A 17,955-nucleotide genomic window follows, 5' to 3' on the forward strand; every position below is an offset into this window, starting at 1 on the left:
CACCCGCCGGGCCGGTCAGCCTCCGCGGTTCGGCGAGGACTCGTCCACCATGCCGTGCTCCCAGGCCCACGCCGCGATCTCGACGCGGTTGCGGGCGGCCAGCTTGCGCTGGACGTTGCCGAGGTGGGTCTTGACGGTGGACAGGGTGACATGGAGGTCCGCGGCCACCTCCTCGTTGGTACGGCCACGGGCGACCCGCCGGACCACCTCGACCTCACGCTGGGTCAGCGGCTCGATCAGCGCCTCGGGCCCGCCCCTCCCCCGGCGGGCCGGACGGGCCTCGGCGGGGACCGGCCGGTCACGGTGGGGTGCCATGTGCGCGAGCAGGCGGACGGTCACCGACGGGGAGATCAGCGAATTGCCCGACGCCGCGGCCCGTACCGCCTCGGTGAGCAGCCCGGGTGCGCCGTCCTTGAGCAGAAAGCCGCACGCGCCGTTGCGCAGCGCCCGGTAGACGTATTCGTCGAGGTCGAAGGTGGTGGCGATGAGGACGTTGAGGGGATCCGGCACATCCGGCCCGGCGAGCAGCCGGGTGGCCTCCAGACCGTCCAGTTCGGGCATGCGGATGTCCAGGAGGCAGACGTCGGGCCGCAGGCGGCGGGCCCGCTCGACCGCCTCGACGCCGTTCGCCGCCTGGGCGACGACCCGCATGTCCGGCTGGGAGTCGAGAATCATGTGGAAGGCGGCACGGACCATCTCCTGGTCGTCGGCGATGAGTACCTGGATCGTCATGTCACGCATGATCGCAGGCGATCGTCTCCTCAGTGGCCGCCTTGTCCAGCGGCAGGACCGCCCGGACCTGCCAGCCGCCGCCGTCCCGTGGTCCTGATGTGATGTGCCCGTTGACCTCCTCGACCCGTTCGGCGAGCCCCACCAGACCGTAGCCGCTCCCCTCGACCGGCCGCCCGGCGGCGGGCGAGGCGCCACCCTGCCCGTCGTCGACGACCGACACCTCCAGCCGCTCCGGATCGCCGGGCCGCGCACCGATCCGCACCTCCACCCGGCCGACCCCGGTGGCGTGTTTGCGGACGTTGGTCAGCGACTCCTGCACCACGCGGTGGACCGTGGTGGCGATGCCGGGCGGAAGTGGCCGATCGGCGAGTTCCGGGGCGAGGATCAGCTCGGCGGCCGGCCCCACCTCGGAGAACTCCTCGGTGAGGGCACGCAGATCACGCAGCCCGCCCAGTCCGCGCGGGCCCGCCGGATCGCCCGCGGGCCGGGTCGTGGCGGAGGCGGTGGCATGGTCCCGCAGACTGGTGACCATGGCGCGCATCGAGCCGAGCGCCTGGGATCCGGCCCGCTCGATCTGGGCGAGCATCCGGTCCAGATCCTCCGGGGATTGGGTGTGTCCGGCCGCGGCGGTGAAGCGCGCGGCCTTGGTCTGGGCGACGATCGCCGTCACGTGATGGGCCACGAAGTCGTGCAACTCCCGTGCGTGCTCCAGACGTTGGGCCTGCCGGATGGCCTCGCGCTCCCGCTCCCGCAGCGTGTCGTACAGACGCAGACACAGCCCCACCACCACCATGAACGGCACGACACAGACCGCGATGACGGCGATCAGGTTCTTGAGGTAGTCGTCCCACTGCTCGATCCGCAGCGGAAGGACCACGGCGGCGAGGGAGGACGCCGCGACCGGCCCGGCCGCCCGCAGTGGCGGGCAGCGCCGCACGGCCCGGGTGCTGAGCAGCAGCAGCGCACCCAACTCCACCATGCCCGGGGTGTTCGGGGGACGCTCGGACAGCTGCGCTTCCGTCACGGTCAGCACGCACGAGAGGGCCGCCGCGCCGGTGGCGCAGCGCGCGAAGAGGCGTTCCGGCACGGCGAGCGCGGCCAGGCACAGCACCCCGGAGACCATCGTCGCCGCGGCCATCGGCGGATGCGGCGCGTTCAGCCCCTCCAGGACCACGAGGACGACCAGAGCGCCGCCGACCAGGCCCCGCCGGAGGTGCCGGAAGCGGAAACGGGACCGGAACTGGGAGATCATGGCAGGTCACGCTACGGTCCGGCCGCCGTCGACACATCAGACTTGCGGCCGAGGAAACCCGGGAAGTGGCACGGTCCGCTTCGGCATTCCGGTGGATCCGCCACGCCACGTCCCCGCGAAGGATGGCATCCGGGGCGACCGGAGAGCGCTCGAGCCCGATGCGCCACGCCCCTTCCGACCGCTGCCCCCTCGATCCTCCCGAAGGCCGTCGATGTTCCGCACCGCCCTGCGCACCCTCCGATCCCATCGGCTCCGTTTCGCGATGCCCGCCCTCGCCGTCGTGCTCGGCGTGGCCTTCGTGACCGGCTCGCTGCTCTACGGCGACTCCGTCAGAGCGGCCGTGAACCGCGCCCGGTACAACTCCCAGCCCGATGCGTCCGTCTCGATCACCGCGGACCCCGCCGTGCCACACCGGCTCGACGACACGCTGTTGCGGCGGCTGCGGGCGCTGCCGTCGGCGGCCGCGGCGCGCGGTGTGGTGGAGGGCCGCTCCTTCCTCGTCGGCTCCGACGGCACTCTGGTAGGCGATCTGAACCAGGCCGCGGGCGTCAACTACGTGCCCGACGGCAGCGGCGAGGACGTCCGCTATCCACTCACCGAGGGCCGTGGTCCGCATGGCCCCGCCGAGATCGCCGTCGACCGGCGGACCGCCGAGCGGGCCGGGTACCGGGTGGGCGCCCGGGTGCGCATCGTCGTGGCCGGTACGGCCCGCGACGCACGGCTGGTCGGGGTCTTCACCGCCCATGACAGCCGGGTGGACTCCGGTGGCACGCTCACCGCCTTCGACACCGCCACCGCGCAACGGCACTTCGCCCCCGCGCCGAAGGGCTACTCGGCCATCACGCTGACCGCCGCCGAGAACACATCGGACGCCCAACTCGCCCAGCGGGCACAGAAGTCGCTGCCGTCCGGGCTGCGGGCGGTCACCCGCGCCGATCTGGAGTCCGGTGCCGCCTCCGCGGGGGACGCGGACAAGCTGACCACACTGCTGCTCAGTTTCGCCGGGGTCGCCCTGTTCGTCTCCACCTTCCTGGTGGCCAACACCTTCACCATGCTCAGCGCGGCCCGCGCCCGGGAACACGCACTGCTGCGGGCCATCGGCGCCACCGCCAACTACGTGCTGCGAATGGTCCTGGCCGAGGCCGCCGTGGTCGGCACGGCGGCCTCGGCCATCGGCTACGGTCTCGGCGTCGGCGCCGCGCATCTGCTGGGCAGCCTGTTCGACGCCTCCGGAGCGGGGAGCGCCACCGTGCCCGCACTGTCCGCCAAACCGCTGCTCGCGGCCTTCGCCGTGGGCATCGGTGTCACCGTCCTCGCGGCCTACGTCCCGGCCCGGCGGGCGGCGGCCGTACCGCCCGTGGCGGCGCTGCGGACCGTCCAGCCGTCCACCGCCGCCTCTCTGCGCCGCCGCAACGCCATCGGGCTGATCACCACGGCGTGCGGCGCGCTGCTGGTCGCCGCCGCCGTCGGCGAGCCGAACCTCCTCTTCGGCGCCGCGCCCCTGCTGCTGGTGGGCCTGATCGTCCTCACTCCGCTGCTCGCGCTCGGCGTCACCGGGTTGCTGCGCTCCCCGCTGACCCGGCTGGCGGGCGTCCGGGGCAAGCTGGCGGTGGAGAACGCCCGCCGCAATCCACGGCGTACGGCGGCCACCGCGACCACCCTGATGGTCGGTCTGGCGATGGTCACCGCCGTCACCGTGGCCGTCACCTCGGTGAACCGCTTCGACGAGCGGGAGGCCGACCGTTCCATGGCCTCGGACCTGCGCATCACGGCCGTCGACTTCGGGGAGGTCGGCGAGGGCACGGCGGCACGGGTGGCGCGGCTCGCCGACGCCGAGGCCGTCACCTCCGTCATCCCCACCTACGTCGACCTCGCCGACAAGACCCCCCTCCCGGTCACCGCGGTCGACCCCGCCGCGGTGGAACACGCCGCGTCGCTCACCGTCCGCGAGGGGTCGCTGGACCGCCTCGGCGAGGGCATCGCCGTCACCGAGGAGCTGGCCGCCGCCCACGGCTGGCGGCTCGGCTCCCGTGTCACCGGAAACTTCACCAGTGCGAGCGGGCGTACGCCGGACACCAGGACCAGTCTGCCCGTCGTCGCGATCTACGACGGCCCCGAGGATCTGACCCCCGCCCTCGTCTCCGAGCACGCCCTGCCACGTCCGGTCGGCGCCGAGGACCGGCCGAGCGTCGACTCGGTCCTGGTCAAGGCCGCCCCCGGCCGCACCGCCGCGCTCCAGGAGGAGATCCGGCGCACCCTGGACAACCCGGCGCTGCTGGTCCAGGACCGCGCCGACGCGCGGGCCGCCGCCACCGCGCGGACCGCGCCGTTCCTCAACATCATGTACGCCATGCTCAGCGTCACCGTGCTGATCGGCGCCCTCGGGGTGGTCAACACCATGGGCATGGCCGTATTCGAGCGGGTCCGGGAGATCGGGCTCCTGCGGGCCATCGGGCTGGACCGCGGTGGCATCGGATCCGTGCTGCGCCTGGAGTCGGTGACCATCTCCCTCTTCGGCTCCGCGCTCGGTGTCGTCGCCGGTACGGCCATCGGCGCGGCGGCGGTCCTCGGGCAGGAGGTCGTTCCGCTCGTCATCCCGTGGGACAGGACGGCCCTCTTCTTCCTCGCGAGCGCCGCGATCGGTGTGCTGGCCTCGCTCTGGCCGGGGCGGCAGGCCGCGCGCATCCCGATGCTGGAGGCCATCGGCGCGGACACCGAGTGACGGTCGGGGGCGACCGACGGTTGCCCCACCCCGGCGTGTCGCGGCCGGGAAACCACCGGGACACGACGGAGGCGGGTAAAGGTGTTTTTCCGGGAGGGGGCTCAGCGACGAGTGAGGAGCGGCCGTGCCCGCTGTCGACCAGCACCCGTGGCCGCAGGCCGCGGCCGCGGTGAGGGACTGGCTGGCGGGCCCGGCCACGTCCGGCGATCTGGCCGCGGCCCGCGCCCAGATGGGCTTCTCGCTCGCCTGGCACATCGTGGTGGCCTGTCTGGGCGTGGGGCTTCCGCTGCTCACCCTGATCGCCGAATGGTGGGGCGTACGCACCGGCGACCCCTCGTACCGGCTGCTCGCCCGGCGCTGGGCGCGGGCCATGGGGGTGCTGTTCGCCGTGGGCGCGGTCTCCGGTACGATCCTCAGCTTCGAGATGGGGCTGCTGTGGCCGGGGCTGATGGGCCGTTACGGCCAGGTCATCGGGTTGCCGTTCGCCATCGAGGGCATCGCCTTCTTCATCGAGGCCATCTTCCTCGGCATCTACCTCTACGCATGGGACCGGCTGCCGCCGCGCGTCCATATGCTCACCGCGATTCCCATCATCATCGCCGGTGTGGCCTCGGCCTTCTTCGTGGTGTGCGCCAACGCGTGGATGAACCAGCCGCGTGGCTTCACCGTCCGCCACGGCAGGGTCGTGGACGTCGATCCGCTGGCCGCGATGTTCAACCCGGCCAGCCCGCCGCAGACCGTGCATATGATCCTGGCCGCGCTGATGGTGGCCTCCTTCCTGACCGCGAGCGTGTACGCGGTCTCCCTGCTGCGCGGCCGCACCGACCGCTACCACCGCGCCGGGTTCTTCATCCCGTTCGTCCTCGGCGCCGTCGTCGCCCCCGTCCAGCTCGTGGTGGGCGACTGGATCGCCCGCTTCGTGGCCGAATACCAGCCGGTCAAGCTCGCCGCCATGGAGGGTGTCTTCACCACCTCCAGCCATGTGCCGCTCACCGTGGGCGGTATCGCGGGCGACCACGGCATCAAGGGCGGTCTGGAGATCCCCAACGGTCTCTCGCTGCTGGTCGGCTTCAGCCCCGGCACGGTCGTCGAGGGGCTGAACCAGGTGCCCCCGGCGCGGCGGCCCCCGATCACCGGCACCCATCTGGCGTTCGACCTGATGGTGCTCGGCGGGCTGTTCCTGATCGGGCTCGGGGTCTGGCTGCTGCTGGCCTGGTGGCGCACCCGGCGCCGGGGCGAGAGCGACCCGCTGGCCCGCCGGGGCACACGCCTCTTCCTGTGGCTGGCCTCCTTCAGCGGTCTGGCGGCGGTCGTCTCCCTGGAGTGCGGCTGGGTCGTCACCGAGGAGGGCCGTCAGCCGTGGGTGGTGCAGGGGGTCCTCAGCGTCCGCGACGCGGTGAATCCCGCCCCCGGCCTCATGACCGGGCTGTGGCTGGTGCTCGTGGTGTACGCCGCGATGACCGTGGCCACCGTCTATGTCCTGCGCCGGCTCGCGGGCGAGCGCCCGGTCCCGGTGGCCCCGCAGGAAGCCGATGTGACCGGCTATCCGGTCGTGTGAACCGCTGGAGGTCCTGATGCTCGCGGACACCGTCCTGGCGGTGATGTGGCTGGGTCTGATGTGCTACGCCCTCTTCGCCGGCGCCGACTTCGGGGCGGGACTGTGGGATCTGGTGGCCGGTGGCAGCCGTCGTGGACGGCCGCAGCGCGCGCTGATCGAGCACGCCATCGGACCGGTATGGGAGGCCAACCACGTATGGCTGATCTTCGTGGTGGTGATGTTGTGGAGCGGCTTCCCCGAGGTGTTCGCCGCCGTGATGTCCACCCTCTATCTGCCGCTGACCCTGGCGGCGCTCGGCATCATCGCGCGCGGCGCCGCGTTCGCGTTCCGCAAGGCCAGCACCCAGCTGTGGCAGCAGCGGCTGTTCGGGGCCTGCTTCGCCACCTCCTCGGTCGTCACCCCCTTCTTCCTGGGCACGGTCGCCGGTGGGGTGGCCTCCGGGCGCGTACCCCCGGGCCTCGCCGCGGGCAGTACGGTCACCAGCTGGCTCAATCCGGCGTCCTTCCTCGGCGGTGTGCTGGCCGTGGTGACCTGCGCCCATCTGGCCGCCGTCTATCTGTGCGCGGACGCGGCGCGCGGCGGCGGGCCCGAACTGGTGCGGGCGTTCCAGCGGCGCGCCCTGGTCAGCGGGCTGGCCGCGGGTGCCGTGGCGCTGGTGGGCATCGCCGTGCTGCACGCCGACGCGCCACGGCTGTTCCACGGGCTCACCCATCGCGCCCTGCCCCTGGTGGTGCTGTCGGCCGTCACCGGGGTGGCCGGACTGGTCCTGCTCATGCGGTCGCTGTGGGGCTGGGCCCGGGCCGCCGCCGCCCTCGCAGTGGCGCTCATCGTCTGGGCCTGGGGCGTGGCGCAGTACCCGCTGATGCTGGTCCCGGACCTCACCGTTGCACGGGCGGCCGCACCGCCGTCGGTGCTGGCCGCCGTGCTGATCGTGTTCGCGGTCGGGGCGCTGCTGCTGATCCCGTCCCTGGGCTGGCTCTACGCGCTCTTCCAGCGCCCGGAGACCGGAACGGCGGCGGGCGCCGAGGACACGCGCTGAACGGTCGACGAACGGTCAGGGCGCGCTGAGCGATGGAACTCGCCGAGCGGTCAGGCGGCGTCGATCAGGGCCAAGTCCGGGGGAACGAGCGTGGTCGACATCATCAGGGCGCGGATCAGATGGTCGTTGAGCGCGTTGCCGACCGGTTCACCGACCTCCTCGCGGGTCAGCCAGGGCACCCCGTCCCGGGACAGCGTCGTGCGGACGCGGTTGACCAGGTGCTCGACGCGCTTCTCGCTCCAGCCCTCAGCCGGGCGCAACTCCGCTAGCTGGGAGGCGGTCTGCCTCCAGGTGAGGGGCTGCGGCCGGGGCTCGTGGAGCAGATACCGCTGACCGAGGACGACGAGCGCGAGCTTCTCCTCGTCGGTGAGCACCCATACCCGGGGCGGGCGGGTGACATCCCCGGGCAGGGCCACCGGCCGCTCGGTCTCGGGACCGCTGACGAACACCTCCAGCAGATGCTCACGGCCGCGCGAGCCCCGGACGAACAGCGGGGTGTAGCCGGTCTCGAGGGGCAATGGCTCCTCGCCTGTGAAGAGCAGCCGGGACGGGAACCGGAGCGGCAACCGGCCGTTGTTGGCGACCCACCACCGGCCGTGGCGGTGGGTCAGTCTGCCCTGACAGCGGCTGACCTGGGGGTCGTCCTCACCCACACAGATGTGCACCTCGGGGCGGTTCCGCCCGAAGAGCAGCTCACGGCCGTCGCCGGGGCCGAGGGTCATGCCACCGGTCAGCGCGAGGGCGAAGGCGGTGCCCGGCACCGGCGCGGTCACCCCGCGGGCCAGGCTTCCGTGCGCGGCGGGCAGCGGGCGGCCGCCTGCGGCGGGGCGGCCCGTGCCGGGGCGGCGGGCGGCGGGGCGGCGGGCGGCGGGTGGCCGCCCGGTGGCAGGGCGGTCGCTGCCGGGAGGTGTTGTGGTCATGATGCCGGGAGTTTCTTCACGGCCGTGGCGGCGAGCGCCTTGGCGGTCTTGCAGAGCTTTTCGCTGGACCCCGGCCCGTAGACGTTCAACGACATGAACTCGACGGTGTCGTCGCCGAGGGAGTTGCGGTACGACCGGTGCAACACCCGGACCAGGCATGAGTCGTCGTCCCACTCATTCGGCGACACCGAGCTCCGCTTGCCGGCGATGACCGCCCGCTCTCCGTCGTCCGTGGTGAACTGGTTGTCCCGGTTGAACTCCACCTTCACCCCGGCGTCGCCCGAGCCGTCCGTCCACTCGCACTGCCAGTCCCCGAAGCCCGGGTCGCGGTCCGCCACCCGGACACCGGCGACCCGCTTGAGCTCATCGCCGTCCAGCACCCGGCATGCGTGTCCCCGGAGCAGGGAGCTCGCCACCGGCTGCCCGGAGCGCCGGGGGACCTGGCCGCGGTCCAGCACACTGACCGCGTAGTCGGTGGCGGCGTCGCCCAGTTGACAGGGGTCGGGCGCCGGGGTGTCGAGCCGCTCGGTGATGATCCAGATCTGCTTCCGGTCGGCGGACGCGATGTTCCGCAGGCACTCGTCGCCGTCGCGCTGATAGGCGCCGACGGTGACGTTGCCGACCCTTCTGGTGGGCACATCGCCACCCGGCTCCGGCGGATCGGCGCTGAAGTTGAGCTGGACGTCGGCGATGTCATCGCCGCTTTCGCCCTCCAGCAGGACATCGCACCGATCGATCTCACCGTAGTCCGGGTCGAGCACGGTCTCGCCGAAGCGGCTGAGTGAGGCGGGGTTGAGCAACTTGCAGGGATCGGCGGTCCGCGCGTCGCCTATGGTGCCCGCCGGTCCCGTCCCGGCCGACGAGTCGGCCGTACCGGACGCGCCACGCCCGCCGTCCTTCCCGGACCCGCCGCTCTCGTCGGAGCGCCCGCCGCCCCAGGGGCCGAAGAGGGTGGCGCAGGCCACCAGGACAGCGGCGGTGGCCAGCGCGGCCGCGGTGATGACCATCCGGCGGCTCGGGCGGCGCCACGCCCCCCGCACGGACGGCGGCACCAGGCGCATCGTGAAGGGCGTGCGGTCCAGCGTGTCGCCGTCGTGCGGGTCCTCGAGGTCCGCGATCCGCGGGGACGACGGCGCGACCCGCCGCAGCAGCCGTACGGCCTGGTCGGCCGCGGGGCGCCGCCTCGGCTCCAGTTCCAGCAGCTTGGTGAGCGCGTCCACCAGCGGACCGGCCCGGTGCGGGGTCTCGATATAGCCCTCGATGGCCCGCGCCACATAGGCCATGGGATGCGCTGCCTCGCCGTACGGGGACCGCCCCTCGATCGCCGCGTAGAGCGTCGCGCCCAGCGAGAAGACATCGGACTTCCGGTCGGCCGCCTCGCCCCTGGCCACCTCGGGCGGCAGATACGGCGGTTTGCCGCGCACCCCGCCCGTCTGGGTCATGGTGGCCTCGCTCCACAGCGCCCGGGAGATGCCGAAGTCGGTCAGCTTGGCGACCCCGTCCTCGGTGATCAGGACGTTCTCCGGGGTGACATCGCCGTGCACCACGCCCTCGGCGTGCGACTTCGCCAGCGCGGCGGCGATCTGGCAGCCGATGGCGGCCGCCTCCTCCGGAGGGAGCGCGACACGGCCGCGCACCATGTCCGCGAGGCTGCCCCCGGACACGTACTCCATGACGATCCAGCAGATCTCGCCCTCGTCCACGAAGTCGAACACCGAGACGATGTGCGGATGGTGCAGCCGTGCGGCGTTGCGCGCCTCATTGGTCAGGCGCGCAACCGCGCGGTCGTCGTCCGGACGGGCACACTTCACCGCGACCTGGCGGTCCAGCAGTTCATCGTGGGCCAGCCAGACGACGCCCATCCCACCTCTCCCGATGGGCTCCTGGAGGAGATATCGGTCGGCGACCTTGTCACCGGCCTCCGCCATCACCCGCACCCCCGCTACCCCGCTTCATCACCCGTCACGTTCCAGTGTCGCCACGGAGAGTACTTGCCCGCGAGGTCAGTGGGTAGCGCTTCCGGCGGATAGCCCCCGGAAAGAGGGAAGCCTCCGGCGCACGACGGTCGCTTCGCGAGCGGGGCGTCAGGGGACGGATGTGGAGCGCCGGAACCGGCGCTCCACATCCTTCACCAAATTCCCTTTCACCTCACGATTTCTTCTTTGACGACGATGTGTCCCGAGTCGGGATTGAGGACTCCGCCGAGCCGGGAGTACGCGCCGTCGGTCAGGTCCAGACACTTGGGCACGGACGGCGTCCAGCCGAAGGTGCCGCGGTCGTTGACGCGCACAATCAGTGACTTGCCGTTGGCCACGTTGGTGACCTTCACCTTGGTGCCGAACGGCAGCTGCGGGCTGCGGCTGAGGGAGGTGGCGGCGGTGTTCGCGTTGTTGTCGAAGAGTTCGCCGCTGGCGGTGTAGGCACCGGGCGGTATGTAGCCGTAGTGCGTGGCCCAGCAGTTCTGCCCGGGCGGCGGGGTGTCGCTGGTGGCCGCGGTGCTCGTCGGGGCGACGGTGACTACGGCGGTCAGTGCGGCGGCTCCGACCGCCAGTCGGCCGATCAGCGTTGCCTTGCGCATGGCGGAGGCCTCGTTTCGATTGTCGTGGTGTGGTGTGAATGGTGTGGTGTGGTGTGAGCGCGGGTGGCCTTGTCTCAGCCGGCCGCCCGATAGGCGGTGCCGATCCGGTTGGGCGTCGCGCCGTTGTAGAGCCCGGTGCCACCGCGGTCCGCGGAGAGCGTGAACCACGCGTACCGCTGGACGAAGGACAGGCCCTGAAGCATGGCGGTGGACTTCTTCACGAACGCGGCCTGCTGGGCCGGGGTCGGATACCTCGGGGTACCGGTCGAGAAGTCGATCAGCGCGTATTCGGTGAGCCAGATCGGCTTGTTGTAGCGGTTGTGGGTGGCCTGGAGATAGCCGCGCAACTGTTCGGTCGCGCGGGTGGCGTCGAAATCGGCGCCGTACCAGTGCAGGGGGATGAAATCGACCTTGTAGTTACGGTCGGCGGCGCCCTTCATGAAGCGGTCGAGCCAGCCACCGGCGACATCGCCGCCGTAGGCCACCGCGGGCGCGCCGAGCCGCATTCCGGTCGACTGGAGCCGGGGCCACAGATCGAGCGCCTTGGCGACGGTCATGTTCGCCTGGCCCGCCATGTCCGGTTCATTGAAGCCGAGCAGGGTCGTGCCCTGGCTCTTGGCCTGGTTGAGTTCGGCGTCGGTCACCGAGCCGGGACCCCAGATCATGGGCACGAATTCGACCCCGGCCGGAGGCTGGATCTGCTGCTTGCCCGAGGCCCAGGTGTAGAACCAGCCGACCTTGGCATCGGACATCGCGGCCGTGACCCCGTTGAACTTCCAGGCGCTGACGCCCTTCTTCTTCACCGCGGCGGTGGACGCGCCGGCGCCCGTCTGGCTTCCCGCGGTCAGCAGGGTCACCACCGCCAGCAGTACGGCGAGAAGTCGCATCCTCCGCATGGTCACGACCCCGCGTTGAAGGTCACGGTGAAGCCACTGCACTTGCCGCAGTTCTGCATCACCTGGTTACCGGGCTCCTGGTCCTGCTTGGAGTAGGCGTACGCCTTGGGGCACCGGGAGGCGATCGCGTTGCTGTACGGCGTCTTGACGTCCCGGTTGGGGTTGGTGCACAGCATCGGTGTGCCGTCCGGCCAGCGGGTGAGGTTGGCTGCCGGGCAGAACGGCAGCAGGTTCTGGGTGCAGCCCTGGGTGCCGCAACCTCCGCCACCCGCGGGGTTGTTGGGAGCGATCGTGATGGGGTTGGAGACCGCGTTGACGTAGCTCACGTTGTACCAGGGAGCGAGCGTGTCCTTGGTGTCGAAATTGAACTCGGCGAGGCTGACGGGCTGCTCGCCCAGCTCACAGCGGTCGGCGAACTTGCCGCAGTCCCCCACCTTGCAGTGGAAGGTGCTGCCCGAGGTACCGGTGCATCCCAGACGGGCGAAGAACTTTCCACGCCAGTGGCCGGGGTCGGCGTTCTCGGGGATCGTCACCGACGCCGACTGTCCCGGTTCCAGGATGGGCAGTTTGGCGAATTGCTTCGAGCCGTCGGCGTTGACGGCGCTGCCGATCCACACCTTCCGTCCGGTGTGATTGACGAAGGTGACGGTGTGGTTGGCCGCGCGGGCCGCCTTGGCCGCGACGGGTGCGTTGCCGGTCGGCATCGCCACGCTCGTGGCCGCGCTCGTCCCCGCGGTCGGCAGCAGGGCCGCCAGCACCACCAGTGCCGCGGTGGCCAGGCCGATCAGAATTCTGCGCATGACTCCTCCGTGGGAAGGGTGCTCAGCAGGTCAGATTGGCGCCCGGGGCGACGCCGAGGAGGCTGGTGAACTTCTTGTAGAGGTTGACCCGGTCCTGCATCTGGGCGGGGTTGGCCCCGTCGCACTCCTTCGCGCCGTTGATGGCGCGTATGGTCTGGCCGAATCCGGCGCCGGTGGTCATGGCCTTGTGTGCGGGCATGGAGCCGGGCCCGGACTGGGTGGTCCAGTACCAGAGCGCGGTCTTCCAGGAGATAGCGGCGTCCGTCCGCACCAGGCTCGGCTTGTTGAGCAGATTGACGCCCAGCGCGTCGCCCGCCGCCTTGTAGTTGAAGTTCCAGCTCAGCTGGATCGGTCCGCGTCCGAAGTACGCGGCCTTCCCCGCCGGACATCCGTAGGGGCGCGTCGTGTCGCAGTACTTCGGGTAGTTGGAGGTGTCCTGCTCCACGATGTGGCGGAGGCCGCCCGTCTCATGGCCGACGTTGGCCAGAAAGGCCGCTGCCTCCCGCTTCTTGACCGTCTCGGTGCCGGTCCTGGCGAAGCCGGGGAACCGGTTCATCGCACCGACCAGCGCGTCATACGTGTAAAACGCGTTCTTGTTCGGGAACATCCGCTGGTACTGGGCCCGGCTCACCACGAAACCGGCGGCCTGCGCCTGGACCGACGACGAGTCCCGCGTCGTGCCGGAGGCCGCGTCAGCGGCCGAAGGGGGAAGCGCGAGCGCCGATATACCGGCCGCCGCCGTCGCGGCCGTGGCCACGAGGGCACGTCTTATGGGCATGTCTCATCTCTCTTTCGTGGCGGGACATTCGGATGCCACAGCGCCGATGACGCACGGGGACGCACGCTCCGGGCAGTCATCGGGCGTGGCGGCACACGGGCGACGCGCCGCCGCCATGGGGGCGGGGTGCCCGTGGGAAGGTGCCGCGTGATGGCGCGGCGGGAAAGGTGCTACGGAAAACTGGTGAATCCACTAGGGGTCGCGAGTTGTGATGGTGTCAGGACCATGACAAGCTCGCATATCGGACACGGGCTTCGCGGCCCGGTCCGTCCATAATCGACCCAGCGACGGCGTGGCCACGACAGCGGCCGACACCCCTGAGACGGGACGTCCATTCACGGGGAACTCTCCGAGGTCCGGCCCCGGATGACGACATCCACCCGAGGCGCTCCCAAGAGCTGACGGGCCCCATGACACCGCCCCCGAACATATATGTCAATGGTCTGTACCAAAATCCAGCCGCATCAACAGCGCGCCGTGAGACCGCAGGATCGCGCCGCGGTGGCCGATGGGTGTCACCCCACGCCGCTGGGGCGGAACTGGACGCTGATGCGTGCGCCGGCGGCGCGGGAGGACTTGGGGATGGCGTGTTCCCACGTCCGCTGGCAGGAGCCGCCCATCACCAGCAGATCGCCGTGGCCAAGTGGCCGCCGTATGGCCTTGCCACCGCCACGCGGGCGCAGCAGCAGGTCCCGGGGCGTGCCCACGGACAGGATGGCCACCATGGTGTCCTCGGTCCTGCCGCGGCCGATGCGGTCGCCGTGCCAGGCCACGCTGTCCCGGCCGTCGCGGTAGTAGCACAGCCCGGCCGTCGTGAAGGGCTCCCCCAGCTCGGTGGCGTAGTACGCGGAGAGCGCCTCCCGGGCCTCGGCCAGGACGGGGTGCGGCAGCGGGTCCTCGGCGCCGTAGTGGGCGAGCAGCCGAGGGACGTCCACCATCTGCTCGTACATGTGCCGCCGCTCGGCCTTCCAGGGGACCTCGGCGGCGAGCTGGGCGAACAGGTCGTCCGCTCCCCGCAGCCACCCGGGCAGCAGATCGATCCAGGCCCCGGACCCGAGCTCGGTCCGGTGTGTCCCGCGCAGCGAGCCGAGACCGATGTCATCGGTCTGGTCGAAGAGCGAGCCCTGGAGATACGCACCCATATGTGCAGCGTACCCGCGTAATCGAGCAAGCGTTCTACTGGCGGACCTGAGCGGATGCGCCCAGGTCCGCTTCGGTGACAACGTCGCGGCTCAGCGGCGCACGACACCGTGTCCGGCGCCCTCCCGGTCACGTGGGCCACCTGGGCCACGCGGGCCACCTGGCCGGGTCACTCCGGGAAGCGGCTGCGATGGGCACGGCGGGTCAGTGGCTCGGCGATGGCCTCCACCAGCCAGTCCAGCTCGGACTGGTGGGCCCGTACCGGGTTGCGCAGGACACCGACCCCCTCGATGGAGATCTCCACCACGTCCCCGGCACGCAGGGTGAAATCGAGCGCGGGCACGATGCCGGTGCCGGTGGACAGCACGGCGCCATCGGGGAAGGGCTGGGAGTGCCACAGGTGGTCCACCAGCCCCCGCGGGGTGCGGTGGAACGCCGCGGTGGAGGTGGCCGCCTGGTACGCCGCCTCGCCGTCGCGCCACACCGCCATGGTGATGTCCAGCGCGTCGGGCGCGTCGATCTCCCAGGCGGGCACGATGGCCGAGGACACGGCGGCGCTTCCGGCGTAGATCTTGGCCTGCGGGAGGTAGAGCGGGTTCTCGCCCTCGATGGAGCGCGAACTCACGTCGTCGGCGACCAGATAGCCGACGGTCTCGCCGTGCCGGTTGAGCACCAGCGCCAGTTCGGGCTCGGGGACGTTCAGCTCGGAGTCGTCCCGTACGGCGATCGGCTCGCCGTCGGTCACCACTCGCCACGCCGGGGACTTGAAGAACAGCTCCGGGCGCTCGGCGTCGTAGATCCGCTCGTACACCGACTGCTCGGTGCTCTCCTCCACCCTGGCCTCGCGCGAGCGTTCATACGTCACCCCCGCCGCCCACAGCTCCATCAGCCCGTCCAGCGGTGGCAGCGGCAGGACGTCCCGCTCATGGGCGGCCGCCGGGCCGGAGGTGGTGTTCTCCACCAGGGCCCGCAGCTCCACCGCAGGCAGCCGCAGCAGCTCGCCGATGAGCGGCGCACCGGGGAAGGCCCGGATCCCGCCGGCGTCGTCGGCCACTCCGGTCCGGACCGTCCCGGCCTCATCGGCGAAGCGCACGATGCGTGTCATCTGTCGTCCTCTCCTCGTCTGACGGTGTGGTCGGTGCTCCTACCCAGCGGAGGGTGGTGACCGTGCACACACCGGCCGCGACGATGGCGACGAGGGCGGGGACCGGGCGCGGTGCGCGACCGCCGCTGACCACACGGCGGCAAGCCCCCGCGGATCAGATGTCGAACGGATCAGATGTCACGCCGTACGAGGAAGCCCAGCAGGGTGCGCAGTTCCGCGCTCGCGCGGGGTGCGAGCGGCAGGCTCTCCAGGCAGGTCTCCACGGCCGCGATGTGGCGATCGGCCTCCTCCAGGGCCGCGGAGCGGCCACCGGCCTGCTCGATCAGGGCGGCCGCCCGGCGCGTGGTGTCGTCGTCCGGGGACTCCGGGGACTCCGCGGTCTTCAGGGACTCCGGCTCCGGGGACTTCTCCAGCAGCGTGGCCAGCCGCTCGGCGGCCGGGGCGCCGGGGCCACGGGCGCTCAGCGCGGCGAGCACGGGGAAGGTCTTCTTGCGCTGACGCAGATCTCGGTGGACGGGTTTGCCGGTGACCGCGGGGTCGCCCCAGATGCCCAGCAGGTCGTCCACCACCTGGAACGCCACGCCCATGTGCCGTCCGGCCCGGTCCAGGGCGGCCACGGTGGGCTCCGGCGCCCCGGCGAGCGCGGCGCCCAGGGCGGCGGCGCAGCCGAGCAGCGCGCCCGTCTTGTGCTCGGCCATCGTGCGGTACTCCTCCGGCCCCACCGCCTCGGGTCCCGTCCAGGGGCGCGACTCGAAGAGCAGGTCGTCCGCCTGGCCGCGGACGAGGTCGCCCAGCGCCGCGCTCAACTGCCGCACCGCGGCCGCGGCTCCGGTGCCGTCCACGCCGGCCAGCGCCTCCACGGCCAGCGCGAACAGGGCGTCACCGGCGAGCACGGCCGGGCCGGTCCCGTACGCCTTCCACACCGTGGGGCGGGTGCGGCGGGTCTGGTCGCCGTCCATGATGTCGTCGTGCAGCAGCGAGAAGGTGTGCACCAGCTCCACCGCCACCGCCCCGGCGACCGCCGCCTCGCCGGATGCCCCGGCCGCCTCCGCGCACAGCACGGCCAGCGCCTGCCGCACCCCCTTGCCGCCCGATCCCTCGGCGGGCGTACCGCCCACATCGCACCAGCCGAAGGAGTACGCGGCCATCTCGGCCACCCATGGGTGCAGCCGCCCGACCGTGTCGGCCAGCGCGGGGCGCACCAACTCCCGGCAGCGGCCGAGGATCTCACCCGCGGTGGCGGTGGTCTCGCCCGCTCCTAGGAGCTCGGGGAACGTCGTCGTCACAGCGCCACCTCCAGGGCCTCCGTGAGGCCGAACTCCTCGCGGGCCCGGTCCACCATCCGGCGGGCGTGCCGCAGCCCGATCCGCTCCAGCACACCGGCCAGTTCGGACAGGTCATCGGCGGTTTCGGCACGGTCGCGGCCCAGCCGGGCCAGGGACTTGATGAGGCCGAGCCGGGCGAGACCCTCGCCGCGCGGCTCGCTCATGCCGCGGAACTCGTCCAGGGCCTGCTGGTACATCGCGCGGGCCCCCTCGTAACGGCCCGCGCGGTAGAGCACATTGCCGCGCATCTTGTGGTTGTACGCCAAGGCGCTCACCAGGTTCATCTCGCGACAGGTCAGCTCGGCCTCGGAAAGCAGCTCCAGCGCGCGCTCCACGTCCCCGTCGCGTACGGAGACGATGTCGGCCATGCCCCGCAGCGCCCATGCGTGTCCGCGCCGGTCCTCGGCCTTCGCGGCTATCTCCGCGGCCTCCTCGAACATCGCGTAGGCCGAGTCGTACGACCCGGTGTTGCGGTGCATCTGGGCGATGCCCTCGAGCGCCCATACGGTGTGGCGTGCCTCGCCACGTTTGCGTGCCTCGGCGAGGAGCCGCTCGTGCAGCACGCCCACCGCGTCGTAGTCGCCCTGGATGCGGCCGGTCTCCGCCATCCCGGCCAGTGAGTAGCCACGGACGACGATGTCCCCGCCGCGCTCGCCGAGGTCGGCCGCGAGGCCGAGCAGCCGCCACGCCAGCGCCAGCGCGCCCCGCTGCCGGGCTAGGGTGCCTCCGCTCCACAGCGCCCATGCCATCGCGCCGAGGTCCCCCGCCGCACGGGCCGCACGGTAGCTGGCCTTCCACTCACGGTCGGCCTCGCCCACCTGCCCCAGCCTCCGGTGCGCCTCGGCGACCGCGAGCCCCGCACGGGCCGCCTCGCCCGGGGAGCCGCCCCGCTCGGCCGCCCGCAACTGCTCGGTGCCCGCCGCCAGCACCTCGACCAGGGACGAGTTCACGGACAGGGTGGTGAGGGAGCCCTGGTACTCAGGGGCGAATGCCTTGCCGTACATGGATGCCTTTCCGTCTGTTGTTCGCAGGAGCGCACGCCTCTATACACTGTGCGTATACCTGGGGTGTATGCACCCTATGTATACACGGTGTGTATAGGAGCCGGGA

General features: G+C 71.7%; 15 protein-coding genes. 3 read left to right on the forward strand and 12 right to left on the reverse strand.

Features of this window, described 5'->3' with window-relative positions:
* Window positions 1-15: 15 nt before the first annotated feature.
* Entirely contained in the window at window positions 16-732 is a 717-nt protein-coding gene (locus ACJX2R_RS06060; protein ID WP_413099136.1) for a response regulator transcription factor, read from the reverse strand.
* 1 nt (window position 733) lies between these two features.
* The gene (locus ACJX2R_RS06065; protein ID WP_413099137.1) at window positions 734-1,984 is read right to left on the reverse strand and encodes a sensor histidine kinase; all 1,251 of its coding nucleotides are present in this window, start codon (window positions 1,982-1,984) and stop codon (window positions 734-736) included.
* A 262-nt stretch (window positions 1,985-2,246) separates the two neighbouring features.
* Here ACJX2R_RS06065 and ACJX2R_RS06070 point away from each other — a divergent pair, with 262 nt between their 5' ends.
* From ACJX2R_RS06070 to ACJX2R_RS06080, 3 genes are all read left to right on the forward strand, one after another.
* Window positions 2,247-4,706, forward strand: a complete 2,460-nt coding sequence (locus tag ACJX2R_RS06070; RefSeq protein ID WP_413099138.1) for an ABC transporter permease — start codon at window positions 2,247-2,249, stop codon at window positions 4,704-4,706.
* Between the two features lie 124 nt (window positions 4,707-4,830).
* Window positions 4,831-6,264 (forward strand): cytochrome ubiquinol oxidase subunit I, encoded by a 1,434-nt coding sequence (locus tag ACJX2R_RS06075; protein WP_413099139.1) that lies wholly within the window; start codon window positions 4,831-4,833, stop codon window positions 6,262-6,264.
* A gap of 16 nt (window positions 6,265-6,280) precedes the next feature.
* The gene (locus ACJX2R_RS06080) at window positions 6,281-7,303 is read left to right on the forward strand and encodes a cytochrome d ubiquinol oxidase subunit II (protein WP_413099140.1); all 1,023 of its coding nucleotides are present in this window, start codon (window positions 6,281-6,283) and stop codon (window positions 7,301-7,303) included.
* A gap of 50 nt (window positions 7,304-7,353) precedes the next feature.
* Here ACJX2R_RS06080 and ACJX2R_RS06085 read toward each other — a convergent pair whose 3' ends face one another.
* The 10 genes from ACJX2R_RS06085 to ACJX2R_RS06130 form a co-directional block, all read right to left on the reverse strand.
* Window positions 7,354-8,223, reverse strand: coding sequence for an FHA domain-containing protein (locus tag ACJX2R_RS06085; RefSeq protein WP_413099141.1), 870 nt, complete (start codon window positions 8,221-8,223; stop codon window positions 7,354-7,356).
* Window positions 8,220-10,151 (reverse strand): serine/threonine-protein kinase, encoded by a 1,932-nt coding sequence (locus ACJX2R_RS06090; RefSeq protein ID WP_413099142.1) that lies wholly within the window; start codon window positions 10,149-10,151, stop codon window positions 8,220-8,222. The genes ACJX2R_RS06085 and ACJX2R_RS06090 overlap by 4 nt, the downstream gene beginning before the upstream one ends.
* Before the next feature lie 215 nt (window positions 10,152-10,366).
* Window positions 10,367-10,801 (reverse strand): septal ring lytic transglycosylase RlpA family protein, encoded by a 435-nt coding sequence (locus ACJX2R_RS06095; protein ID WP_413099143.1) that lies wholly within the window; start codon window positions 10,799-10,801, stop codon window positions 10,367-10,369.
* A gap of 74 nt (window positions 10,802-10,875) precedes the next feature.
* Window positions 10,876-11,688, reverse strand: a complete 813-nt coding sequence (locus ACJX2R_RS06100) for a glycoside hydrolase family protein (RefSeq protein ID WP_413099144.1) — start codon at window positions 11,686-11,688, stop codon at window positions 10,876-10,878.
* Window positions 11,689-11,699: 11 nt separating this feature from the next.
* Window positions 11,700-12,497, reverse strand: coding sequence for a thaumatin family protein (locus ACJX2R_RS06105; RefSeq protein ID WP_413099145.1), 798 nt, complete (start codon window positions 12,495-12,497; stop codon window positions 11,700-11,702).
* Between the two features lie 22 nt (window positions 12,498-12,519).
* Window positions 12,520-13,275: a chitinase gene (locus tag ACJX2R_RS06110; RefSeq protein ID WP_413099146.1), complete on the reverse strand. Its 756-nt coding sequence runs from the start codon at window positions 13,273-13,275 to the stop codon at window positions 12,520-12,522.
* Between the two features lie 515 nt (window positions 13,276-13,790).
* The gene (locus ACJX2R_RS06115; RefSeq protein ID WP_413099147.1) at window positions 13,791-14,417 is read right to left on the reverse strand and encodes an alpha-ketoglutarate-dependent dioxygenase AlkB; all 627 of its coding nucleotides are present in this window, start codon (window positions 14,415-14,417) and stop codon (window positions 13,791-13,793) included.
* Window positions 14,418-14,584: 167 nt separating this feature from the next.
* Complete coding sequence (locus ACJX2R_RS06120; RefSeq protein WP_413099148.1) at window positions 14,585-15,520, reverse strand: fumarylacetoacetate hydrolase family protein; 936 nt, start codon at window positions 15,518-15,520, stop codon at window positions 14,585-14,587.
* A 170-nt stretch (window positions 15,521-15,690) separates the two neighbouring features.
* Window positions 15,691-16,806, reverse strand: a complete 1,116-nt coding sequence (locus tag ACJX2R_RS06125; protein WP_413099149.1) for a polyprenyl synthetase family protein — start codon at window positions 16,804-16,806, stop codon at window positions 15,691-15,693.
* Window positions 16,803-17,849: a tetratricopeptide repeat protein gene (locus ACJX2R_RS06130; RefSeq protein ID WP_413099150.1), complete on the reverse strand. Its 1,047-nt coding sequence runs from the start codon at window positions 17,847-17,849 to the stop codon at window positions 16,803-16,805. Before ACJX2R_RS06130 ends, ACJX2R_RS06125 begins: the two co-directional genes overlap by 4 nt.
* Window positions 17,850-17,955 lie beyond the last annotated feature (106 nt).

The organism is Streptomyces sp. Inha503, from assembly GCF_047215865.1.
Lineage (GTDB): Bacteria > Actinomycetota > Actinomycetes > Streptomycetales > Streptomycetaceae > Streptomyces > Streptomyces lycopersici.